We start from the raw sequence: 21,654 nt of genomic DNA on the forward strand, positions 1-21,654 counted from the left end.
AGACACCATGGCCATCCTCACCGAGACCCGCGACCGCGTCGCGCTCATTACACTCAACCGTCCCGAGGCGCTCAACGCGCTCAACAAGGCCACGATGGAGGAGGTGACCTCCGCCGTCGCTGAGTTCGACGCGGACGAGAACATCGGGGCTATCGTCATCACGGGCTCCGAGAAGGCCTTCGCCGCCGGCGCCGACATCAAGGAGATGGCGCGGCGCGGCGCGACCGAGATGTACTCGACTAACTGGTTCGCGGATTGGGATATCCTCACCCGCGCGCGCACGCCGATCATCGCGGCCGTCAACGGCTATGCGCTCGGCGGCGGCTGCGAGCTGGCCATGATGTGTGACTTCATCATCGCCGGCGACCGCGCCAAGTTCGGCCAGCCCGAGGTCAACCTCGGCGTTACCCCGGGCATGGGCGGCTCCCAGCGTCTCACGCGCGCCGTGGGCAAAGCCAAGTCCATGGACATGTGCTTGACCGGCCGCATGATGGATGCCGAGGAAGCCGAGCGCTCCGGGCTCGTCTCCCGCGTCGTCCCCGCAGAAGAGCTTCTCGACGAGGCGCTGAAGACCGCCGCGACCATCGCGTCCAAGTCGCTTATCGCGACGACCATGATTAAGGAGCAGGTCAACGCCGCCTACGAGACGACCCTCGCACAGGGCCTCCTCTTCGAGCGCCGCACCTTCCACTCCATCTTCTCCTCCAACGACCAGAAGGAAGGCATGGCCGCCTTCGCCGAGAAGCGCGACGCCAACTTCACGCACTCCTAAAATTCGGTTTGCGCTTGAGCACCCACATGTGGAGGGCTCTACAGCTGTTGCTTCCGCGCGCTGTGGGGCCCTCTTGTGCTCATTTTCGTTTAGTGTCGCTGATAGTGGTGCTCTACGTTCCGCTTCTCGTGGATGCAAAAATAGGGTTTCCTTATGGAAATTGATATTCATATGGGATGATGAACGGGCTTAACAATCACTTCATTCTTTGTCTGCTGTTTGAGCCAACGAGCTTGTGACTGCCTGCGGTGGAGGTCGCTTGTAGCGTGACGAGCCGGCAAGGAGACAACGCCGGAAGGGGACAACCACACCACCATGTTGAACGTCAGCGATCCGAATTTGAAACACGATGCCGGTAGCGACCTCGACCCCAGTCCTCAGCTAGTTCATGTGGTGTGGTCACTTGCAGCGTTGGTGGCGCTGTTGAGCGGGGCAGCAGTCGGAGCGCTGGGATTGGGTTTCATTGCAAAGAAAATAGGAGCTTCTGTTGCGGATTTCGCGGCGGTAGGCGGCGTCCTTCTGGGAACCGTCGCTGGAGCAGCTGTGCTGTACTTCGGGCTTATGCGCTCGTGCGGTTGGGGACTGAGAGAACTCGGTTTTGTCCGCCCTGCGCATTCTTTGTGGCACCTTCTGTGGTGGACGCCGGTCACGATGTTATGCGGCGGTGTGGGAGCAATGCTCATTGGAACGGCAGCGGGATTAGCCCCACAGGACGGGAGCGCAGACCGCGATGGCTTTCATCTGGGCGTTGCCGCTGGGCTGCTCATGATTCTCTGCGGCGCAGTCGTGATACCTGCGATTGAGGAAATCGTCTTTCGACGAATGTTGTTCGACGGTCTCAGAACCAAGCTATCGACGCCCCTGGCTGCGATCCTCGTGACGGTTGCCTTTGCATTGGTCCACGCGCAGCCCGCGGTCATGCTGTATATCGCATTCCTTGGTACGTCTTTGGTCCTGGCGCGATTGTGGTTCCAGAGCCTGTGGGGATCGTTCCTCGTTCATGCAGCGAATAATGCGCTGCTTAGTGCAATGATTCTTGCGTCGCTCTAAGCATTCAACGCGCTTCCACATTCGGCGTGGCTGCTGCTTGGTGCTCGGAGCGCCGAGGTTATTCGACGTCGTCGCCGGCGGCGCGGCGGAAGATCGCGGCGGCATCGACAAGCTTGGCGGCGGCGTCCTGGTCGAGGCTGGCGCAGTAGTCGCTGAGGACGGGGCCGGCGGCGCTGGCGAGCGCGATGCCCTGGTCTGTGATGGTGAGCAACGTCGATCGCTTGTCCTTCTCGTCCGTCACGCGGGCGACGAGGCCTTGGCCTTCGAGACGGCGGACGGTGTGGGTGAGCGAAGCCGGCGGCATGTGGAGACGGGTGCTGATTTTCGACATGGGCAGCGCGCCGGAGCGTGACCACATGAGGAGCGTGAGGAGCTCAAAGTGAGCAAAGCTCACGCCGAACGGCGCGAGCGCGTCCTCCGCGCCCGCGCGCAGGAGGTGCGCGGCGCGGGCGGCGGAGGAAATCGCGGTGAGGCCTAAGGCGGCATCGGAAGCATAGTGCTTCTCCCATTGCCGGCGGCCCTCCGCGATGCTGTCCATGTTCTAGCCCTTCAGGTTTGGGAAGTCCGAATCCGCGAACTCGGTCTGTGCCTTGGTCTCGCCGCCGTCGGCGGAGTGGATTTCGGTCTCGCGCTTGCGCAGATCCACGCGGCGAATTTTACCGGAGATGGTCTTGGGCAGTTCGTAGAACTCCAAGCGACGGATGCGCTTGTAGGGGGCGAGGCCGTCGCGGCAGTGCTTGAGGATGGCCTCAGCGGTCTCGGCCGTGGGCTCGTAGCCCGGGGCGAGTGCAACGTAAGCCTTGGGCACCGCGAGACGGATAGGATCCGGGGAGGGCACGACGGCGACCTCAGCCACGGCGGCGTGCTCGATGACAACGGACTCGAGCTCGAACGGAGAGAGGCGGTAGTCCGAGGCCTTGAAGACGTCGTCGGCGCGGCCGATGTAGAAGATGTAGCCGTCCTCGTCGCGCTCGGCCGTGTCACCGGTGTGGTAGTAGCCGTCGCGGAATACTTCCTCGTTCTTCTCCGGGAAGTTGAAGTAGCCCGGCGTAAGCCCCACGGGGCGCGGGTCGAGCTTGAGACAGATCTCGCCGGTGTCGCCAATCTCGTCCGTGGCAGGGTCGATAAGGACGACCTCGAAGCCCGGCAGCGGACGACCCATGGAACCGGCCTTGACCTTCTGGCCCGGGGTGTTGGCGATCTGGAGGGTGGTTTCCGTCTGGCCAAAACCGTCGCGCACGGAGGTCTTCCATGCCTTCTCGATGGCGTTGATGAGCTCCGGGTTGAGCGGCTCGCCGGCGGCGACGAGCTTCTTCGGAGGGGTCTTCATGCGGTTCAGATCGGCGAGGACGAGCATGCGCCACACGGTCGGTGGGGCGCAGAAGCTGGTCACGCCTTCTTCTTCCATCTTGTCCATGAGGGCTGCGGCGTCAAAGCGCGTGTAGTTGTAGAGGAAAACCGTCGCGCCCGCGATCCACGGCGCAAAGAAATTCGACCATGCGTGCTTGGCCCAGCCGGGTGCCGCGACGTTGAGGTGTACGTCGCCCGGCTCGAGGCCGATCCAGTACATGGTGGTGAGGTGGCCGACAGGATAGGAGGTGTGGGTGTGCTCCACGAGCTTGGCCTTGGACGTTGTGCCGGACGTGAAATAGAGCAGGAGCGTCTCGTCTGCCGGGGTCTCCTGGGTGGGCGTGTAGGTCTCGGAAGCGGAGTAGCTATCGGAATAGCGCAGCGTCGGGTGGCTGGACTGTGCGTCCGGGGCATCGCCGACCTGGATCATGGTGAACTCACCCGTGACGTCCTGGAACTTGGCGGCATCCTCGCCGTTGGCGATGACCCACGAGATATCGGCGCGATCGGTACGGTCCTGGAGGTCAACCGTACCGAGCATTGCGGTGGCGGGGTTGAGGACGAAGCCGGCCTTGATGCAGGCGAGCATGGATTCCCACAGCTCGACCTGGTTGTTGAGCATGAGCATGACGCGGTCGCCGCGCTTGACGCCCTGCTCCGTGAGCCAATTGGCGAGCTGGCTCGAGCGAGCGGAGAGCTCGGCGAAGGTGCGGCGGGTGGACGTACCGTCCTGCTCGCAGATGACGAGGGCCTCGCGGTCCTTCGACTCGGCCTCGGTGCCCAGGTGATCAAACCAATCGAGAGCGAAATTGAAGTGCTCAAAGCGCGGCCATTCGAAGTTCGCGCGCGCGGCTTCGTAATCGGTCTGCATGGAAACAAGCTGGTCGCGGGCGGCGCGGAACTGCTCGGTAACGCTGGGGCTGGAAACAGTAGTCATGATACTCCTCGAGAAGTGTCGGGGGTCCTAGTGGAAAATAATTGTGACCTGTGTCCCAACTCACCATAGTTCGAATTCGAAGTAATGGCTAGGCAATTGTCAAAGTATTTTTTGTTTCCGCAGTACAGCCAATAAAAATAGTCGCGCTAACGCTCGAGAATCCCGTGGAGGACGAGTTGTCCCAACGCGTGATAGGCGGCGGCGGGAGCGAGTGCTTCCGTGTAGGCGCCCTGCTGGATATCGGCCATGGTGCGCTGGATGACCAGCGAGGTAAACGCCACGGATTCAGCGCGGAATTCGCCTGCTGCGACGCCGCGCTCGAGGAGTGTGCGAATGGTCTCCGTCGCGCCGGAGGTGTTGAGTGCGTAGACCTCCTGGGCGACGGGTTCGGTGGCGAGATCGCGCATGAAGGCAGTGCTCGCGGGGGCGAGTGCGCTGGTCATTGCCGTGAAATAGTCCTCCAGTGCGCGGGCGGCGCTTGTCGTGCGGTTCGCCTCGGGGTCTGTGCGGCGGGTGATTTCTTTGAAGAAGCTCACGAGCACGCGGCGGATGATGGCGTCGCGGGTTTTGCCCAGGGCGTAGATAGTGGACTTGGAGCAGTGGTAGCGCTTGGTGGCGTCGTCGATGGTGAAGGACTCGAAACCCTCGGCTAGGAAGTCTGTGAGGAGCGCGGTAAAAAGCTCGCGTTGGCGCGCGGTGAGCGGGCGTGTGGCGTTCTCGGGCATGGGCTAGGTCCTGTCTGTGTTTCGCGGTTTACCTGCGTTAACTCTAGGTTGGGGAACGTGTGGGGGAAAATTTCCACCCAGAGAGCGTGACGTGGACCACGTCGTACTGTACGATTTTAAACGTAATCGTACTATCCCCTCGGACCTAGGGAGCACCCCATGCCACCGATTCTTGATTCTTCCCACCCACTCGGCGCGCACCTCGCCGGCATCAAGTACCCGCACGCGGACATCCTGGGCGTTGCGGATCGACTCTCCGCCGATGAACAATCCAAGCTCTCCACCATCCACGAGTTCCTTCAGACCGAGATTCGCCCCGTGGTGGGCGAGTTCTGGGACCGAGAAGAGCTGCCTTTCGACCTGCTGCCCTCGATGGCCGCGCACGGCCTCGGCGAGATCGAGCTCTCCGGCACCTCACGTCTCTACCGCGGCCTCGTCTACGCCGAGGTCACTCGCGCGGACGTCTCGCTCTCGGCGCTCGTGGGCATTCACAACGAGCTCGTGGTTGGGCTTATCGACAAGCTGGGCTCGGACGCACAGAAGAAGGAATGGCTGCCGGGCCTGCGCCAGTTTGAGAAGGTGGGTTGCTTCGCGCTCACTGAACCGGACCACGGCTCTGATATCGCCGGCGGTTTGGCCACCACCGCGGAGAAGACTGCGGATGGCTGGGTTATCAACGGCGCCAAGCGCTGGATCGGCGCGGGCACGTTCGCGGACTTCTCCATTTGCTTCGCCCGTGACATTGCGGACAACGACATCAAGGCGTTTATCGTCGAGCACAACCGCGAGGGTGTGACGACGCAGAAGATTGCCCGCAAGATGGGCCTGCGCATCATGCAGAACGCGGACATCACCTACGACAATGTCGTCGTCCCGCACGAGAACCTGATCCCGGGCGCGGAGACCTTCGCCAACGTCAACGACTTCCTCTGCTACTCCCGCGCGTGGGTGGGTTGGCAGGGTGCCGGTATCCAGCTCGGCATTTTCGACAAGGCCCGCGAGTACGCCGTCAAGCGCGAGCAGTTCGGCCGCCCCATCGCGAAGTTCCAGCTTGTCCAGGAGCAGCTCGCGCGCATTCTCGGCAATGCAACGGCCTCGCTCGCCATGATGGCGCAGGTCGCCGAGGTCCAGGAAAAGGGCCTACTCGAGATGCCTTTCGCGGCACTTGCCAAGGCGACGACCACGCGCTTGGCCCGCGAGTCTGCCGCGGTCGGCCGCAATATTGGTGGCGGCAACGGCATCCTCACCGAGTATGACTTGTCCAAGCTCATGTCGGACGCGGAGATCCTCTTTACCTACGAGGGCACCTACGACATCAACTCGCTCATCGTCGGCCGCGCCGTCACCGGTGTGTCGGCATTCGTCTAAGGAGAAACTATGCAGCTCGAGAACATTTCTGCCATCGTCACCGGCGGCGCGTCCGGCCTCGGCGCCGCGACGGCTCAGGCGCTTATCCAGCGCGGCGTGCGCGTCACGGCCTTTGATCTTCGTGCCCCGGAGTATGACGGCGTGGAGTTCGCCGAGGTCGACGTCACCGACGCTGCCGCCGTCCGCGAGGCCGTTCAGGCCGCCCAGCATGCCGATGCCCCCTTGCGTCTCGCCATCAACTGCGCCGGCATCTGCCCCTCGGCGCGCATTTTCGGTCGCAAGGGTCCGCACGACCCAGACCTCTTTGCGAAGACCATTAATATCAACGTGATGGGTACGTTCCACGTCATGACTGCGGCGGCCGAGGCCATGGCCGCGACCGAGCCAGTCGACGAGGACGGCCAGCGCGGCGTCATCATTAATACCGCCTCCGTCGCCGCGTTTGAGGGGCAGGTGGGGCAGGCCGCGTACGCTGCGTCCAAGGGTGCGGTCCATGCGCTCTCGATTACGGCTGCGCGCGACCTCGCGTCGCAGGGCATCCGCGTCAACGCGATTGCACCCGGCGTCGTGGCGACACCGATGATGGAGCAGATCACGCCCGAGTTCAAGCAGCAGCTCGAGGCCACCGTGCAGTTCCCCTCGCGACTGGCCAAGCCCGAGGAGTTCGCCCAGCTGGCCATCTCCATGGCGGAGAATAACTATTTAAACGGCGAGACCATCCGTTTGGACGGCGCGCTGCGCATGCCGCCGCGCTAGAGCGTCACGCAGGCAAATCCGGGGCAGGTGCCCCAGGCTTCCCTGCGTTTCGCGCTCTTTCAGACCATGACTTCTCTTCGCCTGCCGTAGTACGCAGAATCCATCGTGGGGCCCGAGGTCGCGGGCCGCGCCGCATGTGCGCCACGAGCGTCAACCGCGCCCCGAAGGACGCGCTGCTGGGATGGATTTTTGAATACGGATTCAACAAAGCGGAGTTTGAGGTCGCAGACCAGAATGCGCGCTCGCGTGCTGCGATGGAAAGCTCGGTGCCCACCTCGACGGCACCCTGGACGATACGGTGCGCTTCAGCATCCTCGCTGCGCAGTGGCGGGGTAGGACGGCCTAGCCGTAGGCGGGAAGCCCCCAGTAGGGGAAGACCGCGCGGGAGGTCTGCACGACGGCGGGCTCGGGGCGCGTGGCGAGGACCTGGCGCGGGTCGAACTCTGTAAAGTCCGGGCGTGCGCTCCCGAAGTCGCCCAGAGTCGCCGAGCCGTGCCAGCCCTTAGGCATAGGCGCGGCCGGGTCGAGGCCCACTCCAGCGACGGCGGCGGTGACGTGCGTCCAGGCGCGGGCGACGGAGTCGAGGTTATATCCGCCGCCGCCGAGAGCGACCCACTTTCCGTCGGCGTATTGGTCGGCCCACGTCGCGACGGAGCGGTAGGCATGCGCCATGGCGTCGATGCTCACCTCGAGGTCGGCGAGCGGATCGGCCGCGTGGGGATCGGCGCCATGCTGAGAGATGAGCAGCTGCGGGCGGAAGCGGCTGAGGAGTGCGGGAATGAGGGAGTGGACGGCGTGGAGCCAGGCGGCATCGGAAGGCGAGCGGGGTAAGGCGATATTGACGGCGGTGCCCTCGGCACCGGGGCCGCCGATGTCGTGCGCGAAGCCGCTGTGGGGGAAGAGGTAGAGGCCGGACTCGTGGACGGAGATAGTGAGTACGCGGGGATCGTCCCAGAAGATGCGCTCGACGCCGTCGCCGTGGTGGGCGTCGAGGTCGAGGTAGGCGACGCGGGTGGCGCCCTGGTCGAGGAGCCACTGGATGGCGACGGCGGCGTCGTTATACATGCAAAAGCCGGACATGGAATCCGCGAACGCGTGGTGAAGGCCGCCGGCGAGGTTGAGCGCGCGCGGGGCGCGGCCTTCCCACACGGCCTGGGTAGCCTGGAGCGAGGCGCCGGCGATCTTCGCGGCGACGGTGGACAGACCGTGGCTGATGGGATTGTCCTCCGTGCCGAGGCCAAAGCGGCGGGCGGGGACTTCGAGGCGCGTGGCGGTGATGTAGTCCGGGGAGTGGACGGCGGTGAGCTCGGCGGTCGTGGCGGCGGCGGGCTCGACGACCTCGAATTCCTCGGTGAGGTGGAAGTAGTCCGCGAGCTCGTGGGCCAGCCGCACGCGGTCCGGGCCCATGGGATGGTCAGGGCCGAGGGAGTAGCGGCGCATTTCCTCGGCGTTGAAGAGCAACGGCTTCACGGCGGTCTCCTAGCGCAGCGCCCGGGCGAGCGGGTCGCGTTGTTCGTCGAGGGGAGCCACGCGCAGGCGCGCGCCGACGACGGCTGTGCTGTCGAGGCCCGCGATGACGGGCGTGAGCTCGCAGTCGACAACTTGGACGAGCTCGTCTTTGAGAGCGGTCAGGCGCATGAGGACGTCTTCGACGCCGTGGAGCTGCGGGGCCTTCGCGCCCTGGTAGCCGGCAAGGAGCGGGGCGGCGCGCAGCTCGCTGAGCATGGTGAGCGCGTCGGTGCGGCGCAGGGGCGGGACGCGCCACGACACGTCGCCGAGGAGATCTGTAGGCAGGCCCGAGATGCCGGCGGAGACCATGGGGCCGAGAACGGGATCCTCGATGGCGCGCAGGGTGAGCGAGGCGCCGGCGGGCACGGTGCGCTGGATGGCGGGAGCGAGGACGCCGGGATCCTCGCCGAGGTGGAGGTCGCGGGTGAGGTGGGTAAGCGTGTCCCAGGCGCGGGTGAGGGACTCGGGGGTGCGGATGTGGCGCAGGACGGTGGGCAGCTCGGAGCGGCCGCGCACGATGGGGGAGGTGCACTTGAGGACGACGTCCCAGCCGTGGGATTCCGCGGCATGGAGGGCCTCGTCGAAGGTGGGCGCCGGCGTCCACGGCACGATGTCGATGCCGAAGGCATCGAGGATGTCCATGCATTCCTCGTCCGTGGCCCAGCGGCCAGTGGGGCAGTCGCGGAGGATGTCGGCGATGATCGCGCGGGCGCCGCGGGCGTCGCCGGGTTCTGCCAGTTGGTCCTCGGGCGTGGGGCGGGCGAGCGTGCGGCGCTTTTCGTTGTGGAGGATGGTGGCGAGCGCCTCGAGCGCGTCCGCGTATGTGGCGAAGACGGGCAGCTGGCCTTGGGTTTCCTCGCCGGTGTGATCCTCGGCCGGAAGGTCGAAGCCCACGAAGGAGGCGATGAGTGGGGTGGCGTGCTCGAGGGCGGGCCCGGCGGCGAGCTCGGTGAGCTGCGCGCGGGCATCCTTCGTGATGAACTCGCCGATTTCCACGACTGCGGTGAGCACCGCATCGACGGCGGGGTCCGCGAGAGCCTGTGCCACGGCGTCGCGAATGCCGGCGACGGGCTCGCCCATGACGGTGGTGCCGCGGACGCGCAGGCCGAAGCGGCCGGCGGCGCCTTCCATCTGGCGAGTGAGCCCCGCCGAATTGGAGATGACCGCGACGCGTGGGCCTTGGGGGACGGGCTGGCGGGCAAGCAGCTGCGCGATGTCGTACATGGCGTCGCGCCGGGTGACGACCATGGCGCCGGTCTGCTCGATGACCTCGTCGAGGGCCGCGATGGGCGCGGCGGGCTGGGTGACGGCGACCTCGTCTGGGGCTGCGGCATAGCGCGCCGAGTGGAGCGCACGCGACGGCAGGAAGACCACGACGTGCTTCTCTAGGGCGAGGCGACGCAGCACGCGGAAGAATTTGCGGGGGTTACCCACCGTGTCGAGGGAGAGCAGACAGACCTGCGTGCGCTCGTCATCGCTCCAGAACTGAATGACGTCGTTGCCCGTGACATCCGCGAAGGAGCCGGCCGCGATGAAGGTGGATAGGCCGACTCCGCGGGCGAGCGCGTGGGAAAGCGTGAGCGTCGCGACGCCCGCGGACTGGGTAAAAAGACCGGTGCGGCCCGCCCGCGGCATCGGCGCGGGTGTCGTGTTGAGCCGCACGTCTGGATCCGTGTTGATGATGCCCAGCGAGGCCGGGCCTAGGGCGCGCAGCCCATGGTCGCGGGCGGCGAGAACGACGGCGCGGGAGGCCTCTCCCGCGAGTCCTGGGTTTTGGCTGCGGGAGACGAGCACGACGCCGGCCGCATGGACCGCGGAGGCCGCGTCCATGAGCGGGCCCGGGTCGGTGCCGGTCGGGGCGACAACGAGGCCGCCGGGGATGGCGGCGTCTGGAGAGGGGGCATCGGAAAGCTGGGCGAGGGAGCTGGTGGGGCCGTGGAAGGTGGCGGGGGCGTCGCCGACGGTAGCCACGTGGGTGGGATTGAGGAGACGGCGGATGGAGCTGGACTCGGCGCGCAGCTCGCGGCGCTCCATGACCTCGCGGGAGGTGGCGTTGGGCTCAATCCGGAAGTCCACGCTGATGTAGCCGTCCGCGAGCTCCGGCTTGGCGGAGTAGCCCGCGCGGATGAAGACCTGCGCCATCTGGCGGTTTTGGGTGAGCATCTCCGCGAAGAAGCGCTCGACGCCGCCTTCGCGGCCGATTTCGGCGAGGTGCTCGAGCAGGATATTGCCCACGCCCTTGCCGTGGTGGGAGTCCTGAACGAGGAAGGACACGTCGCCCACGCGGGCGGGCAGGAGCGACTCGACAATCCCGTAGCCCGCCACGGCCACAATGTCCCCGCGCTCCTCGACGACGAGGGTGACCTTGTCATAGCCGCGCGTGTCGAGCCAGCGGTCCAGGTCCTCGTTGGTGAGCTCGGGGTGGGTGCCGAAGAAGCGCAGATACTTGGAGTGATCGGAGACGCGACCAAAGAACTCCACGAGGCCCGCGCGGTCCGTATCCCGGGCGGCGCGCAGCGTGGCGATGGTGCCGTCGTTCAAGATGACATCCGCGTCCCAGGCTGTATACCTGCTGTTTTCGGGCTTCATGCCGTCCCACTCTAGCCAGTGAATGGCGTTCACCCCAGGGGTTTGGGAGAAATCCCATGACACTGGGGTCACTCTAGGGGTAAACAGTGGTTCATCTCTCGCGAAAGATAGTTTTGTGATGCGAATCTCGTTAGGGTGAAAGGCAACGAAACCCCAATCTGGATGCAAAGGAGTCCGCTATGTACACCATTCACCACTACGTCAACGGTGAGGCCTGGGAGGGCACGACCGGCAACACGCAGCCGGTCCTCAACCCGTCTACCGGCCAGGAGCAGGCCGCAGTGGCGCTGGCGAACACGGCGGACGTCGACCACGTCGTCGCGGAGGCCGAGAAGGCCCAGCCGAAGTGGGCGGCGATGAACCCGCAAAAGCGCGTCCGCGTCATCATGGAATGGATTCGCCTCATCCACGCCAACATGGATGAGTTGGCCCGCACGCTCTCCCTGCAGCACGGCAAGACCTTCGAGGATGCCAAGGGCGACGTCCTGCGCGGCGTCGATGTCCTCGAGTTTGCGCTCGGCGCGCCGCACCAGCTCAAGGGCGAGTACTCCACCGAGGTCGGCACCGGCATCGACACCTACTCCCTGCGTCAGCCGCTCGGCGTCGTCGCGGGTATTACGCCGTTTAACTTCCCAGCCATGATCCCGCTGTGGAAGGCTGGCCCGGCGCTCGCCTCCGGCAACGCGTTTGTCCTCAAGCCCTCCGAGCGCGACCCGGAGGTTCCGGTCCGCCTCGCCGAGCTCTTCATCGAGGCGGGCGGCCCGGCAGGCGTCTTCAACGTCGTCCACGGCGGCAAGGAAGCCGTCGACGCGCTGCTCGACAACCCCACCATCAAGGCCGTCGGCTTCGTGGGCTCCACCCCGATTGCGAACTACATCTACGAGCGTTGCGCGGCCAACGGCAAGCGCGCCCAGTGCTTCGGCGGCGCGAAGAACCACGCCATCGTCCTGCCGGACGCGGACATCGAGGCCACCGCGGATGCCTTGGCCGGTGCCGCCTTCGGCGCGGCCGGCGAGCGCTGCATGGCGCTGTCCGTCGTCGTTCCCGTGGGCAAGGAGACCGCCGATAAGCTCCGCGAGGCGCTCATCCGCAAGATCCCGGACCTCAAGGTCGGACACTGCCTTGACCCGGAGGCGGACTACGGCCCGCTCGTCACCGCGGATGCCCGCGACCGCGTCAATCGCCTCATCGGCGAGGGCGTCGAGGCTGGCGCTGACCTCGTCGTCGACGGCCGCGACATCGACATGTCCGGCAAGGAATTCGAGGGTGAGTCCCTCGCGGGTGGCTTCTACTGCGGGCCCTCCTTCTTCGACAACGTCACCGCAGACATGTCCATCTACACCGAGGAAATCTTTGGCCCGGTCCTCTCCATGGTCCGCGCGGAGACCCTCGAGGAAGCCATCTCCTACCCGAACGACCACATGTACGGCAACGGCGTCGCCATCTTCACCCAGAACGGCGGCGCGGCGCGCGACTTCGTGAAGAACATCAACGTCGGCATGGTGGGCGTCAATGTCCCCATCCCGGTCCCCATCGCTTACCACACCTTCGGCGGCTGGAAGGCCTCCGGTTTCGGCGACCTCAACCAGCACGGCCCGGACGCCTTCCGCTTCTACACCAAGACCAAGACCGTCACCTCGCGCTGGCCGGATGACCAGAACGCTGGCCCGCAGTTCACCATGCCGGTCATGTAAGAAAGGACTGATTTCAATGAGCACCATCGCATTCATCGGCCTAGGCAACATGGGCGGCGGCATGGCCGCCAACCTGGTCAAGGCAGGTCACACGGTCCGCGGCTTCGACGTCGTGGAGGAGGCCTGCGAGCGCGCCGCGGACAACGGCGTGGAGATCATCGCTTCGGCTGAGGAGGCCGCCCAGGGCGCTGACATCGTCATCACCAGCCTGCCCAACGGCGGCCTGGTCAAGCAGGTCCTCGAGCCGATCATCGCGGCCGAGGATACCGCCCCGCTCTTCGTCGATGTCTCCACCATCGCCGTTTCCGAAGCCCGCGAGCTTGCCGATGCCGTCTCCGCCGTCGGCTCCCGCTTCCTCGACGCCCCAGTCTCCGGCGGCATGGCCGGTGCCGCCAACGGCACCTTGGCCTTTATGGTCGGCGGCGAGAAGGAGGACTTCGACAAGGTCAAGCCGGTACTTGAGGCCATGGGCAAGTCCGTGACGCACTGCGGCCAGACCGGCAACGGTCAGGCTGTCAAGGCCTGCAACAACATGATTCTGGCCATCCAGCAGATTGCCCTGTCCGAAGCCCTTGTCCTGGGCGAGCGCCTCGGCCTCGACCACCAGGCCTTCTACGACGTGGTCTCCAACGCGACGGGTAACTCCTGGTCGCTCACCGTCAACGCGCCGGTGCCGGACATCGTGCCGGGCTCGCCGGGCGACAACGACTTCAAGCCGGGCTTCGCCGCAGCGCTCATGCTCAAGGATCTGAAGCTCGCCATGGCCGCGGCGGAGGAGACGAAGACCGATACCGTCCTGGGCAAGATTGCCACCCAGCAGTACACAAAGCTCGTGGACGAAGGCCACGGCGGCCTCGACTTCGGCGCGATTATCAACGACGTGCGCGCGACGTAGTTCATGCTCGCCGGGGCGCGCAGCGTTCCGGCTAGTGCCCGTCCAGCATCTCCTGGAGGACGGGCGCGTAGTACTCGATGAGCGTGTCCGTGTGGAAGGCCTCGAATTCCGTATCCCCGAAGCGGCGCATGAAGCTCACACCCATGAGCAGCGCCACCGCCGACTGCGCCCGCAGCTCCGGCGAGGGACTCGGGTGCGGGGCCTCGTCCCGGATGCGCTGGGCGAGTACTTGCAGCAGGTCTGACTTGATGCGCTTGCCAATCGCGTTGAGGCTCTCCGGCGCACCCGCGGCCACGGAGATGGTCCGCGCCATCGAGTAGGGCGCATTGTGCGGGGCCGTGAGCGTTTCGATGACCGCGGTCCGCCCGAGCTCCCCAAACGGTCCGGCAAACAGCGCGGCCGAAGAAGCCGTGAAATCCACGGTGGCCTCGAAGAGGCTGTCCTTGTTGCCAAAGTGCTTGACCACGAGCGCCACGGACACGCCCGCGGCTTCCGCGATGTCTTTGAGCGAGACCTGCGCGAACGTGTGCTCGCTAAAGAGCACGCGCGAGCATTCCAAAATCCGCTCCCGCGCGCTCGGCTTTACCTCGTTTGGCTCCTGTGCCGGGCCTGTATCCATGTCGCTTATCGTAGCGCCCATCCCGCGGGCGCACGATGCTTTTCTAGGAAGGTTCTTTCGATGGTCATCTCGCTCATAGGCGTGGTCCTCTCGCTCATATTCCTTGTCGTCTTCGCTTATCGCGGCCACTCCGTGGTCGTCGTCGGCCCCGCCGCCGCGCTCATTGCGGTGCTCTTTGCCCGCGAACCGGTCATGGGCACGTACACCCAGATCTTCATGCCGGCGCTCGCTGGGTTCATTGGGAAGTATTTCCCGCTCTTCCTCTTCGGCGCGATCTTTGGCTACCTCATGACCTCGACAGGCCTGGCGCGTTACCTCGCCCGCGGTATCACCGCGCTCTTCGGGCCGAAACGCGCGATGCTCTCCACCGTTATCGCCACCGCGCTGCTTACCTACGGCGGCGTCTCCGCGTGGGTCGTGGCCTTTACCATCGTGCCGATTGCGACCGCGCTCTTTAAAGAAACCGGCATCCCCAAGCGGCTTATGCCCGGCGCCATCGCGCTGGGCACCATCACCTTCGCGCTTGCCGCCTTGCCGGGCTCCCCACAGATCCACAACGCCATTCCGACGAGCTACTTCGGCACGAATACGTACGCCGCGCCGGTGTTCGGCATTCTCTCGGCCCTCTTCATGCTGGTGGCTGGCATGGCTTGGCTCGAGTTCCGCATCAAGCAACTCCAGCGCGGCGGCGAGCGCTTCGACCCGATCGACGCAAAGGGCAACGTCATCCCGACGCCCGAGGGCATCGGCGATACTGGCGACGAAGCCTCCGTCGACATCGGCGGCGAGTCCTTCGACACCAACTCCGGTGGTCACCTGACCACCCACGCGCCGCTGGGCATCAAGGAACTGTCCGTCAAGGTCCAAGGCATGCTGGGGCTGCTGCCCATTCTCGTGGTCATCGTGGTGAACTTCGCGATTGTCTACTTCTTCTCCAAGTCTTGGAGCGCCGACTACCTTGCCGAAGAAAAATACGGCGAGACCTCTCTCACAGCGCTGCTCGGCATCTGGTCGCCGACCATCGCCCTGGCGCTCGCCGTCGTGGTCATCATCGCGATGTTCCCCTCGCGCGTGGGCACCTCGCTCAAAGAACTCTCCGAGGGCGCGAAGAACGCGATCCTCCCGTGTTTTACCACCGCGTCGGAGGTCGGCTATGGCGCGGTTATCGCGGCGCTGGCCGTCTTCGCCGTCATCAAGAACAACATGCTCGGCATCGCGGATAACGCGCTGGTGGTCTCCACCGTGTCCACCGGGGTCATCTCCGGCATCACCGGCTCGTCCTCCGGCGGTCTGTCCATCACGATGGAAACCCTCGGCGAACAGCTCGCGCAACTGGCCACGGAGCAGGGGATCAGCCTCGAGCTTATGCACCGCGTGACGGCCATGGCCTCCGTGAGCTTCGACTCGTTGCCGCACAACGGCGCGGTGCTCACCATGCTCATGGTCTGCGGCATGACTCACCGCCTGTCCTACAAGGACGTGGCCGTCGTGACCATCATCATCCCGCTCGCGACGTTGGCCATCATGCTGGGACTCAACGCCGTGATTCCGGGCTTGTCCTAAAATCTTCTGCGCCGCAGGTTAGTCCGCGACGAGCGGCTCCATCGTGAGGTCTGGGTGTTCCTTCTCCACGAAAGCGAGCTTCCACTTGTCGCCGAACAGCGCGATGAGCTCGCCGTCGGTGCGGGTGAAGATCTCCACTCCGCGCTGGCGGCCGAGTTCCTCGGCGGATTCCGCGTCGGTGCGGCGGGCGACGGAGTAGGGGATGGGCTCGGTGACGGTCTCGACGTTGTACTCGACTTCCATGCGGGCTTGCATGACCTCGAACTGCATGGGGCCGACGGCGGCCATGACAGGCGCGGCGTCGCCGCGGATGTCGTTGCGCAGGATCTGCACGACGCCCTCGGCGGCGAGCTGGTCGAGGCCCTTGCGGAACGCCTTGTAGTCGCCGAGCGACTTGGCGCGCAGGATGCGGAACGCCTCGGGCGCGAACTGGGGCATGGGCTTGAACTGGACCTTGCGGCCGTCGTAGATAGTGTCGCCCGGAGCGAGTGAGCCGGCGTTGACGAGGCCCACGATGTCGCCCGGGTAGGCGGTGTCGATGGTGTCGCGCGTGCGGCCGAAGACGGTGAGCGCATACTTCGTGGAGAAGCTGCGGCCGGATTGGGCGTGGGTGACCTGCATGCCGCGGTCGAACTCGCCGGAGACGACGCGCATGAACGCCAGGTTGTCGCGGTGCTTGCGGTCCATGCCGGCCTGCACCTTGAAGACGACGCCGGAGAAGTCATCGGTGACCTCGCGGACCTCGTCGATGGCGGTGGTGGATGCCGCGATGGCTTTTGGGTCGGATTCGCGGGAGCGCGGGGCTGGGGCGATGGCACAGAGGGTATCGAGAATCTGGTGGACGCCGAAGTTGAGCATGGCAGAGGCGAAGATGAGCGGCGAGGTGACGCACTGCTCGAACAACTCTTGGTCGTGGAGCGCGCCGTCCATGGCGAGCAGCTCGGCTTCCTCCACGGCGGTGTCCCAATCGGAGCCTTCGCGCGCGGCGGCATCGGCAGGCTGGAAGTGCTCCTCCGGGGCGATGGTGGAGCCGCCGGCGGTGCGGATGAAGTGGATGTACTCGTCCGCCTCGCCGTCCGGGTTGATGTGGGCCAGGCCCTTGAAATCACCCGCGATGCCCACCGGCCAGTAGAGCGGAGTGGGCTGGAGCTGGATCTCGTTGACGATCTCGTCCACAAGCTCGAGCGGCTCGCGGCCGACGCGGTCCCACTTGTTGATCACCGTGATGATGGGCAGGCCGCGGGCCTTACAGACGCGGAAGAGCTTGAGGGTCTGGGGCTCGAGGCCCTTGGCGGCATCAATAAGCATGACTGCGGCGTCCACGGCGGTGAGCACGCGGTAGGTATCTTCAGAGAAGTCCGCGTGGCCAGGGGTATCGACGAGATTGATCATGAAGGGTTCCCCTTCATGGTCTTCAGGCGCGTATTCGAACTGGAGGGCCGAGGACGCGACGGAAATACCGCGGTCCTTCTCCATCTCCATCCAGTCAGAGACCGTGGCCTTGCGGTTGCCCTTGCCGTGGACCGCGCCGGCCTCGTTGATGACGTGCGCGTGGAGGGCAAGCGCCTCCGTGAGCGTCGACTTACCGGCGTCCGGGTGGGCGATGACGGCGAAGGTACGGCGACGGGAGGCCTCATGGGCCACGGTGGAAGAACTCATGGCCTCTACCTTAGCGGGAAGGGTTTACCATTCCACATTCAGCTGGCGGCCCAGATCATCAAAGAGACGGCGCGCCACGGAGAGCTTTTTGGCGATGGGACGCTGCAGGCCCGGACGCCGTTTATCGTTGTAATACTCGCCCGGCTCGAAGTGGACACCCGGCGTGCCGAGGAGGAAGAACGCCAAGTTATCGCCGCCGGAAGATGGCTTTCCAAAGAAGCGGTGGGCGAGCTTCGACGCGTAGATCTTTTGCACCGCGCCCGTGCCGGTCTGCGCGAAGTTCGTGGCGAGCACGCCAGGGTGAAAGGCCACGGAGTTGAGGCCTTTACTCGCGAGATATCTCGCGAGTAGGATATCGCCCAGCTTCGCGTTGCCGTAGGCGCGCTCGCGGCTGAAGTTCTGGAAGGTATTGGGGTCCGCGGCATCGAAGTTGCTCATGAGCATGTTTGCTACCGATGCCGTCTGTACCACCGTCGCCGCTTCCTTTCCCAGCTCTGGGTCCGCGGTGAGTTGCTCGCGCAGGAGCGAAGTGAGCAGGAAGGGGGCGACGACGTTGACCTGCCACGTGCGCTCGAAGCCATCTGCGGTGCGGAAGGGGCCGTCAAAGACGCCGCCCGCGTTATCGGCGAGCGCGTCGATGTGGCCCAAGTCCTCGAGCTCCGCGGCGAGGCGGCGGACCTGGCCCAAGGACTCAAAGTCCGCGAGGTGGTAGCGCGCGCCGATCTCGTTCGCGACGGCCCGGGTCTTCTCCGGGTTGCGACCGACGATGACGAGGGTGTGCTTGTCGTTCATGCGCTGCAGCTTGCGGGCCGCGGCGGCGCCGATGCCGTCCGAGGCGCCGGTGATGACAATCGTCTTGGATGCAGTCTGGTCGCTCATGGTTGTCGAGATTACGCGTGCGAACTGCTGCGCGCCGGGCTTAGCGCGAATGGATGTCGTTCTGTGCGGCGTTCAGGCCGCGATCGACGATGAGCCGGGCGCCGCGGGCGGCCGTGGCGATGGCGGTATCGAAGTCGTGGCCGTCGTCGACAGGCCCCAGCACCCAGTCGGGGATGGGCTGCGGCGCGGACTTGGGCGGGCGGCCGATGCCGATGCGCACGCGCAGGTAGTCGCGGGTGCCCAGGTGCTCCGTGAGCGACTTGAGGCCGTTGTGGCCATTCTCGTTGCCGCCAAGCTTGAGACGTAGCTTGTGCGCGGGCAGGTCGAGCTCGTCGTGGCAGACGATGACGTGGTCTGGCGCGACGCCGAGCGCTGTGGCGAGCGGGCCGATGCCCTCGCCCGAGAGGTTCATAAACGTTGTTGCGCGCGCCACGACGACGGGCGTGCCATTGATGTCGATCTGCGCGGCCTCGGCTTTGATGCCGCGCACGGGGGCGAGCATGTCCCCGGCGTCGGCGAGAAGGTCGTCGATGGCCATGTAGCCTACGTTGTGGCGCGTCGCCGCGTAGCGTGCACCCGGGTTGCCGAGTCCCACGATGAGCCATTCGGCCTGCAGGGATGCCGGGTCGAGCGCGGCGGAAGCGGGCGCTTCCCGGGTTGCCGCGCCGCCGAAGAGCGCGCGAATCTTCGAAATAAAACCAACCATGCGTTCCAGTCTCGCACGTAGGATGTCCCCATGAGTAGTCGCGTGATCGATTCCTTCCCGTCACCCGTCATCGTCGCCCCGATGGCCGGCGGCCCCACCACGCCCGCCCTGGTGCGTGCTGCCGATGCCGCCGGCTCCTTCAGCGCCCTTGCACTCGGCACGTCGCCCATGCACGTCGTCGCACAGCAGCTCGACGCTATGGAAGGTGCGCGCTTTGGGCTCAACCTCTTCCACCCGCAGCCGCCGCTCACCAAGGACCAGTGGGCGGCCGCGCAGGCCATCTCGGAGGAAGAGGGCGTTGCGCTCGACCACGTGGATTACACGTTTGGCTGGCACGAAAAGCTCGCCCTCGCGCTGGTGCACGACAACCGTCCCGCCCTCATCTGGTCGATGTTCGGAACCTTCGGCGACGAGGAAATAAAACGCCTCCACGAGGCAGGCATCGAGGCGTGGACGACGGTGACGACGGCGGCCGATGCCCTCGTGGCCGCGCGCCGGGGCGTCGACGTGCTCTGCGTCCAGGGCGCCGACGCAGGCGGGCACCGCGGCACATGGACCATCGAGGAAGAACCGGACTGGCGGCCGCTGCGTGAGCTCGTTGCGGACGTCCACGCGGCGCTCGAGGCCGAGGGCTTTGCCATTCCGCTCATCGCAGCAGGCGGCGTGCGCGACGGCGCGGACGTTGAGGAGGCCCTGAGCTGGCCCGGCGTGGTCAAGGTGAGCTGCGGCTCGGCGTTTCTGCTCGCGGAGGAGGCGGGGACATCGGAAAGCAATCGCGAGCTCATAGCGCGCGGCGGGGAGACGGTCTCGACGCGCGCGCTATCCGGACGCTACGCCCGTGGGCTCGCGACGGACTACACCCGCACGCACCCAGACATGGCGCCCATGTATCCGCATTTGAGCCCGCTGCTCAAGGCGCGACGTGCAGAGAAAGACCCTGCGGTGGCCTATTGTCTCGTAGGCGTGGAGCCCGAGCGACTCGGCGGGGGTAGTGTGGCGGAGATACTTCAGCGTCTTTAGTAAATTGCGTGCCCGATTCGGATATTATGTGTTGTTGCATTAACCCCTTTTGCGCACTCTATGTGACAACCCCATGAGTAAAGGATTGATTGAAGTGACCGGAAACGCCCAGGTTGGCCACGACGACTGGAACGAGCGCATCGAGCGCGCTCAGAAGATGATCCCGCTGCTGCACACGCTGCGCCGCTCCAACGTCGTGACGTCGATCTTCGGCTCGCTGCTCGAGGGTGTCACTGACATCGACATCGTCAAGGCACACCGCTACGCCCGCCGCGTCGCCGGCGAGGAACTCTCCACCGCGCAGACCCTCCCCATTCTCGAGGTCCTCGTCGACCTGAACCTGCCCTCCGTGTCTATCGATCTGGGCCAGCTCGCGCTCGACTTCGCCGATTCCGGCGAGACCGACCTGCGTGCTTTCGTCGAGGCCGCCCTCGCCGACGTCATTGGCAAGGACACCCAGAAGGAGCCGGTCGATGTCGTGCTCTACGGCTTCGGCCGCATCGGCCGCCTGCTCGCCCGCATCCTCATCGCTCGCGAGGCCGCTTACAACGGCGTGCGTCTGCGCGGCATCGTGGTCCGTAAGAAGGGCGACGGCGACATCATCAAGCGCGCCTCCCTCCTGCGCCGCGACTCCGTCCACGGTGCGTTCAACGGCACGATCTCCGTCGACGAGGAGAACGAGGTCATCTGGGCCAACGGCACGAAGATCCAGATGATCTACGCCAACGACCCAGCATCCATCGACTACACCGAGTACGGCATCGACAACGCCATCCTCGTCGATAACACGGGTGTGTGGCGCAACCGCGAGGGGCTCGAGCAGCACCTCCAGTCCAAGGGCATCGCCCGCGTCCTGCTCACCGCTCCGGGCAAGGGCGACCTGAAGAACATCGTCTACGGCATCAACCACGGCGACATCGAGGACACGGACAAGATCCTGTCTGCCGCGTCCTGCACCACGAACGGCATCACTCCGGTGCTCAAGGTCATCAACGATCGCTACGGCGTCGTCCACGGCCACGTCGAGACCGCGCACTCGTTTACCAACGACCAGAACCTCATCGACAACTTCCACAAGGGCCCGCGCCGCGGCCGTGCCGCTGGTCTCAACATGGTGCTTACGGAGACCGGCGCTGCCAAGGCTGTCTCCAAGGCCGTGCCGGAGTTCGAGGGCAAGCTCACCGGTAACGCCATCCGCGTTCCTACCCCGGATGTGTCCATGGCTGTGCTCAACCTCGAGCTCGCCAAGGAGGTCGAGGCGGACGAGGTCAACGACTTCCTGCGCAACGTCTCTCTCCACTCGGACCTGCGCCAGCAGATTTCCTACATCGCTTCCCCGGAGGTCGTCTCCTCGGACTTCGTCGGCTCCACTCACGCGGGCATCGTCGACGGCCTGGCGACCATCGCCTCCGGCAAGCACCTCGTGCTCTACGTGTGGTACGACAACGAGTTCGGTTACTCGAACCAGGTCATCCGCATCGTCGAGGAACTCGCTGGTGCACGCCCCACGGTTCTCCCGACGCGCAAGTCCGCAGCTGAGCTCTAAGCGCTAGACGCACAAGG

General features: G+C 65.4%; 18 protein-coding genes. 9 read left to right on the forward strand and 9 right to left on the reverse strand.

Annotated elements, in window-relative coordinates; translation table 11 throughout:
• The first annotated feature begins 7 nt into the window (after positions 1–7).
• Positions 8–772 carry an enoyl-CoA hydratase gene (locus ABJ196_RS06645; protein WP_347305747.1) on the forward strand — a complete coding sequence of 255 codons (765 nt, stop codon included), beginning with the start codon at positions 8–10 and terminating at the stop codon, positions 770–772.
• A gap of 315 nt (positions 773–1,087) precedes the next feature.
• Entirely contained in the window at positions 1,088–1,822 is a 735-nt protein-coding gene (locus ABJ196_RS06650; RefSeq protein ID WP_347305748.1) for a CPBP family intramembrane glutamic endopeptidase, read from the forward strand.
• 58 nt (positions 1,823–1,880) lie between these two features.
• Here the strand turns inward: ABJ196_RS06650 and ABJ196_RS06655 are convergent, their stop codons facing one another.
• The 3 genes from ABJ196_RS06655 to ABJ196_RS06665 all read right to left on the reverse strand — a co-directional run bounded on the left by ABJ196_RS06655 (position 1,881) and on the right by ABJ196_RS06665 (position 4,834).
• On the reverse strand, positions 1,881–2,360 hold the full coding sequence (locus ABJ196_RS06655; RefSeq protein ID WP_257069248.1) for a MarR family transcriptional regulator: 480 nt from the start codon (positions 2,358–2,360) through the stop codon (positions 1,881–1,883).
• A gap of 3 nt (positions 2,361–2,363) precedes the next feature.
• Positions 2,364–4,109 carry an AMP-binding protein gene (locus tag ABJ196_RS06660; RefSeq protein WP_347305749.1) on the reverse strand — a complete coding sequence of 582 codons (1,746 nt, stop codon included), beginning with the start codon at positions 4,107–4,109 and terminating at the stop codon, positions 2,364–2,366.
• Between the two features lie 146 nt (positions 4,110–4,255).
• A complete protein-coding gene (locus ABJ196_RS06665) occupies positions 4,256–4,834 on the reverse strand; it encodes a TetR/AcrR family transcriptional regulator (protein WP_347305750.1) in 579 nt (192 codons plus the stop codon).
• 159 nt (positions 4,835–4,993) lie between these two features.
• Between ABJ196_RS06665 and ABJ196_RS06670 the strand changes: the two genes are divergently transcribed.
• Complete coding sequence (locus tag ABJ196_RS06670) at positions 4,994–6,202, forward strand: acyl-CoA dehydrogenase family protein (RefSeq protein ID WP_347305751.1); 1,209 nt, start codon at positions 4,994–4,996, stop codon at positions 6,200–6,202.
• Positions 6,203–6,211: 9 nt separating this feature from the next.
• Complete coding sequence (locus ABJ196_RS06675; RefSeq protein ID WP_347305752.1) at positions 6,212–6,958, forward strand: SDR family NAD(P)-dependent oxidoreductase; 747 nt, start codon at positions 6,212–6,214, stop codon at positions 6,956–6,958.
• Positions 6,959–7,300: 342 nt separating this feature from the next.
• Here the strand turns inward: ABJ196_RS06675 and ABJ196_RS06680 are convergent, their stop codons facing one another.
• Both ABJ196_RS06680 and ABJ196_RS06685 read right to left on the reverse strand, forming a co-directional pair.
• Positions 7,301–8,428, reverse strand: a complete 1,128-nt coding sequence (locus ABJ196_RS06680; protein ID WP_347305753.1) for an acetoin utilization protein AcuC — start codon at positions 8,426–8,428, stop codon at positions 7,301–7,303.
• A 9-nt stretch (positions 8,429–8,437) separates the two neighbouring features.
• Complete coding sequence (locus tag ABJ196_RS06685) at positions 8,438–11,056, reverse strand: GNAT family N-acetyltransferase (RefSeq protein ID WP_347305754.1); 2,619 nt, start codon at positions 11,054–11,056, stop codon at positions 8,438–8,440.
• Positions 11,057–11,235: 179 nt separating this feature from the next.
• Between ABJ196_RS06685 and ABJ196_RS06690 the strand changes: the two genes are divergently transcribed.
• The gene (locus ABJ196_RS06690) at positions 11,236–12,750 is read left to right on the forward strand and encodes a CoA-acylating methylmalonate-semialdehyde dehydrogenase (RefSeq protein WP_347305755.1); all 1,515 of its coding nucleotides are present in this window, start codon (positions 11,236–11,238) and stop codon (positions 12,748–12,750) included.
• Positions 12,751–12,766: 16 nt separating this feature from the next.
• A complete protein-coding gene (mmsB, locus tag ABJ196_RS06695) occupies positions 12,767–13,645 on the forward strand; it encodes a 3-hydroxyisobutyrate dehydrogenase (RefSeq protein ID WP_347305756.1) in 879 nt (292 codons plus the stop codon).
• Between the two features lie 31 nt (positions 13,646–13,676).
• On the opposite strand, the gene ABJ196_RS06700 is transcribed toward mmsB, so the two are convergent.
• Complete coding sequence (locus ABJ196_RS06700) at positions 13,677–14,264, reverse strand: TetR/AcrR family transcriptional regulator (protein WP_257035359.1); 588 nt, start codon at positions 14,262–14,264, stop codon at positions 13,677–13,679.
• A gap of 60 nt (positions 14,265–14,324) precedes the next feature.
• On the opposite strand from ABJ196_RS06700, the gene ABJ196_RS06705 reads away from it, so the two are divergent.
• Positions 14,325–15,827 carry a GntP family permease gene (locus ABJ196_RS06705; protein ID WP_347305757.1) on the forward strand — a complete coding sequence of 501 codons (1,503 nt, stop codon included), beginning with the start codon at positions 14,325–14,327 and terminating at the stop codon, positions 15,825–15,827.
• Positions 15,828–15,845: 18 nt separating this feature from the next.
• On the opposite strand, the gene ABJ196_RS06710 is transcribed toward ABJ196_RS06705, so the two are convergent.
• Genes ABJ196_RS06710 through pth form a run of 3 tightly spaced genes read right to left on the reverse strand, consistent with a single transcriptional unit; the run spans position 15,846 to position 19,071 of the window.
• Positions 15,846–17,486, reverse strand: coding sequence for a peptide chain release factor 3 (locus ABJ196_RS06710; RefSeq protein ID WP_347305758.1), 1,641 nt, complete (start codon positions 17,484–17,486; stop codon positions 15,846–15,848).
• Positions 17,487–17,510: 24 nt separating this feature from the next.
• A complete protein-coding gene (locus ABJ196_RS06715; protein WP_347305759.1) occupies positions 17,511–18,365 on the reverse strand; it encodes an SDR family NAD(P)-dependent oxidoreductase in 855 nt (284 codons plus the stop codon).
• A gap of 40 nt (positions 18,366–18,405) precedes the next feature.
• Positions 18,406–19,071, reverse strand: coding sequence for an aminoacyl-tRNA hydrolase (gene pth / locus ABJ196_RS06720; RefSeq protein WP_347305760.1), 666 nt, complete (start codon positions 19,069–19,071; stop codon positions 18,406–18,408).
• Between the two features lie 30 nt (positions 19,072–19,101).
• Here pth and ABJ196_RS06725 point away from each other — a divergent pair, with 30 nt between their 5' ends.
• Together ABJ196_RS06725 and ABJ196_RS06730 are read left to right on the forward strand one after the other, a co-directional pair.
• A complete protein-coding gene (locus ABJ196_RS06725) occupies positions 19,102–20,091 on the forward strand; it encodes a nitronate monooxygenase (protein ID WP_347305761.1) in 990 nt (329 codons plus the stop codon).
• Positions 20,092–20,185: 94 nt separating this feature from the next.
• Positions 20,186–21,637, forward strand: a complete 1,452-nt coding sequence (locus tag ABJ196_RS06730) for a glyceraldehyde-3-phosphate dehydrogenase (RefSeq protein WP_347305762.1) — start codon at positions 20,186–20,188, stop codon at positions 21,635–21,637.
• Positions 21,638–21,654: the final 17 nt, after the last annotated feature.

Origin of the sequence: Corynebacterium sp. SA-MJD20WY100, from assembly GCF_039822565.1 — a bacterium.
Taxonomy (GTDB): domain Bacteria; phylum Actinomycetota; class Actinomycetes; order Mycobacteriales; family Mycobacteriaceae; genus Corynebacterium; species Corynebacterium phoceense_A.

What these genes read in the sequence shown, in the direction of transcription:
- ABJ196_RS06685 (WP_347305754.1), bottom strand. Translation starts at nt 11,056, where the DNA reads ATGAAGCCCGAAAACAGCAGGTATACAGCCTGGGACGCGGATGTCATC.
- ABJ196_RS06645 (WP_347305747.1), top strand. Translation starts at nt 8, where the DNA reads ATGGCCATCCTCACCGAGACCCGCGACCGCGTCGCGCTCATTACACTC.
- ABJ196_RS06650 (WP_347305748.1), top strand. Translation starts at nt 1,088, where the DNA reads ATGTTGAACGTCAGCGATCCGAATTTGAAACACGATGCCGGTAGCGAC.
- ABJ196_RS06700 (WP_257035359.1), bottom strand. Translation starts at nt 14,264, where the DNA reads ATGGATACAGGCCCGGCACAGGAGCCAAACGAGGTAAAGCCGAGCGCG.
- pth (WP_347305760.1), bottom strand. Translation starts at nt 19,071, where the DNA reads ATGGTTGGTTTTATTTCGAAGATTCGCGCGCTCTTCGGCGGCGCGGCA.
- ABJ196_RS06675 (WP_347305752.1), top strand. Translation starts at nt 6,212, where the DNA reads ATGCAGCTCGAGAACATTTCTGCCATCGTCACCGGCGGCGCGTCCGGC.
- ABJ196_RS06710 (WP_347305758.1), bottom strand. Translation starts at nt 17,486, where the DNA reads ATGAGTTCTTCCACCGTGGCCCATGAGGCCTCCCGTCGCCGTACCTTC.
- ABJ196_RS06655 (WP_257069248.1), bottom strand. Translation starts at nt 2,360, where the DNA reads ATGGACAGCATCGCGGAGGGCCGCCGGCAATGGGAGAAGCACTATGCT.
- mmsB (WP_347305756.1), top strand. Translation starts at nt 12,767, where the DNA reads ATGAGCACCATCGCATTCATCGGCCTAGGCAACATGGGCGGCGGCATG.
- ABJ196_RS06670 (WP_347305751.1), top strand. Translation starts at nt 4,994, where the DNA reads ATGCCACCGATTCTTGATTCTTCCCACCCACTCGGCGCGCACCTCGCC.
- ABJ196_RS06715 (WP_347305759.1), bottom strand. Translation starts at nt 18,365, where the DNA reads ATGAGCGACCAGACTGCATCCAAGACGATTGTCATCACCGGCGCCTCG.
- ABJ196_RS06665 (WP_347305750.1), bottom strand. Translation starts at nt 4,834, where the DNA reads ATGCCCGAGAACGCCACACGCCCGCTCACCGCGCGCCAACGCGAGCTT.
- ABJ196_RS06725 (WP_347305761.1), top strand. Translation starts at nt 19,102, where the DNA reads ATGAGTAGTCGCGTGATCGATTCCTTCCCGTCACCCGTCATCGTCGCC.
- ABJ196_RS06690 (WP_347305755.1), top strand. Translation starts at nt 11,236, where the DNA reads ATGTACACCATTCACCACTACGTCAACGGTGAGGCCTGGGAGGGCACG.
- ABJ196_RS06660 (WP_347305749.1), bottom strand. Translation starts at nt 4,109, where the DNA reads ATGACTACTGTTTCCAGCCCCAGCGTTACCGAGCAGTTCCGCGCCGCC.
- ABJ196_RS06705 (WP_347305757.1), top strand. Translation starts at nt 14,325, where the DNA reads ATGGTCATCTCGCTCATAGGCGTGGTCCTCTCGCTCATATTCCTTGTC.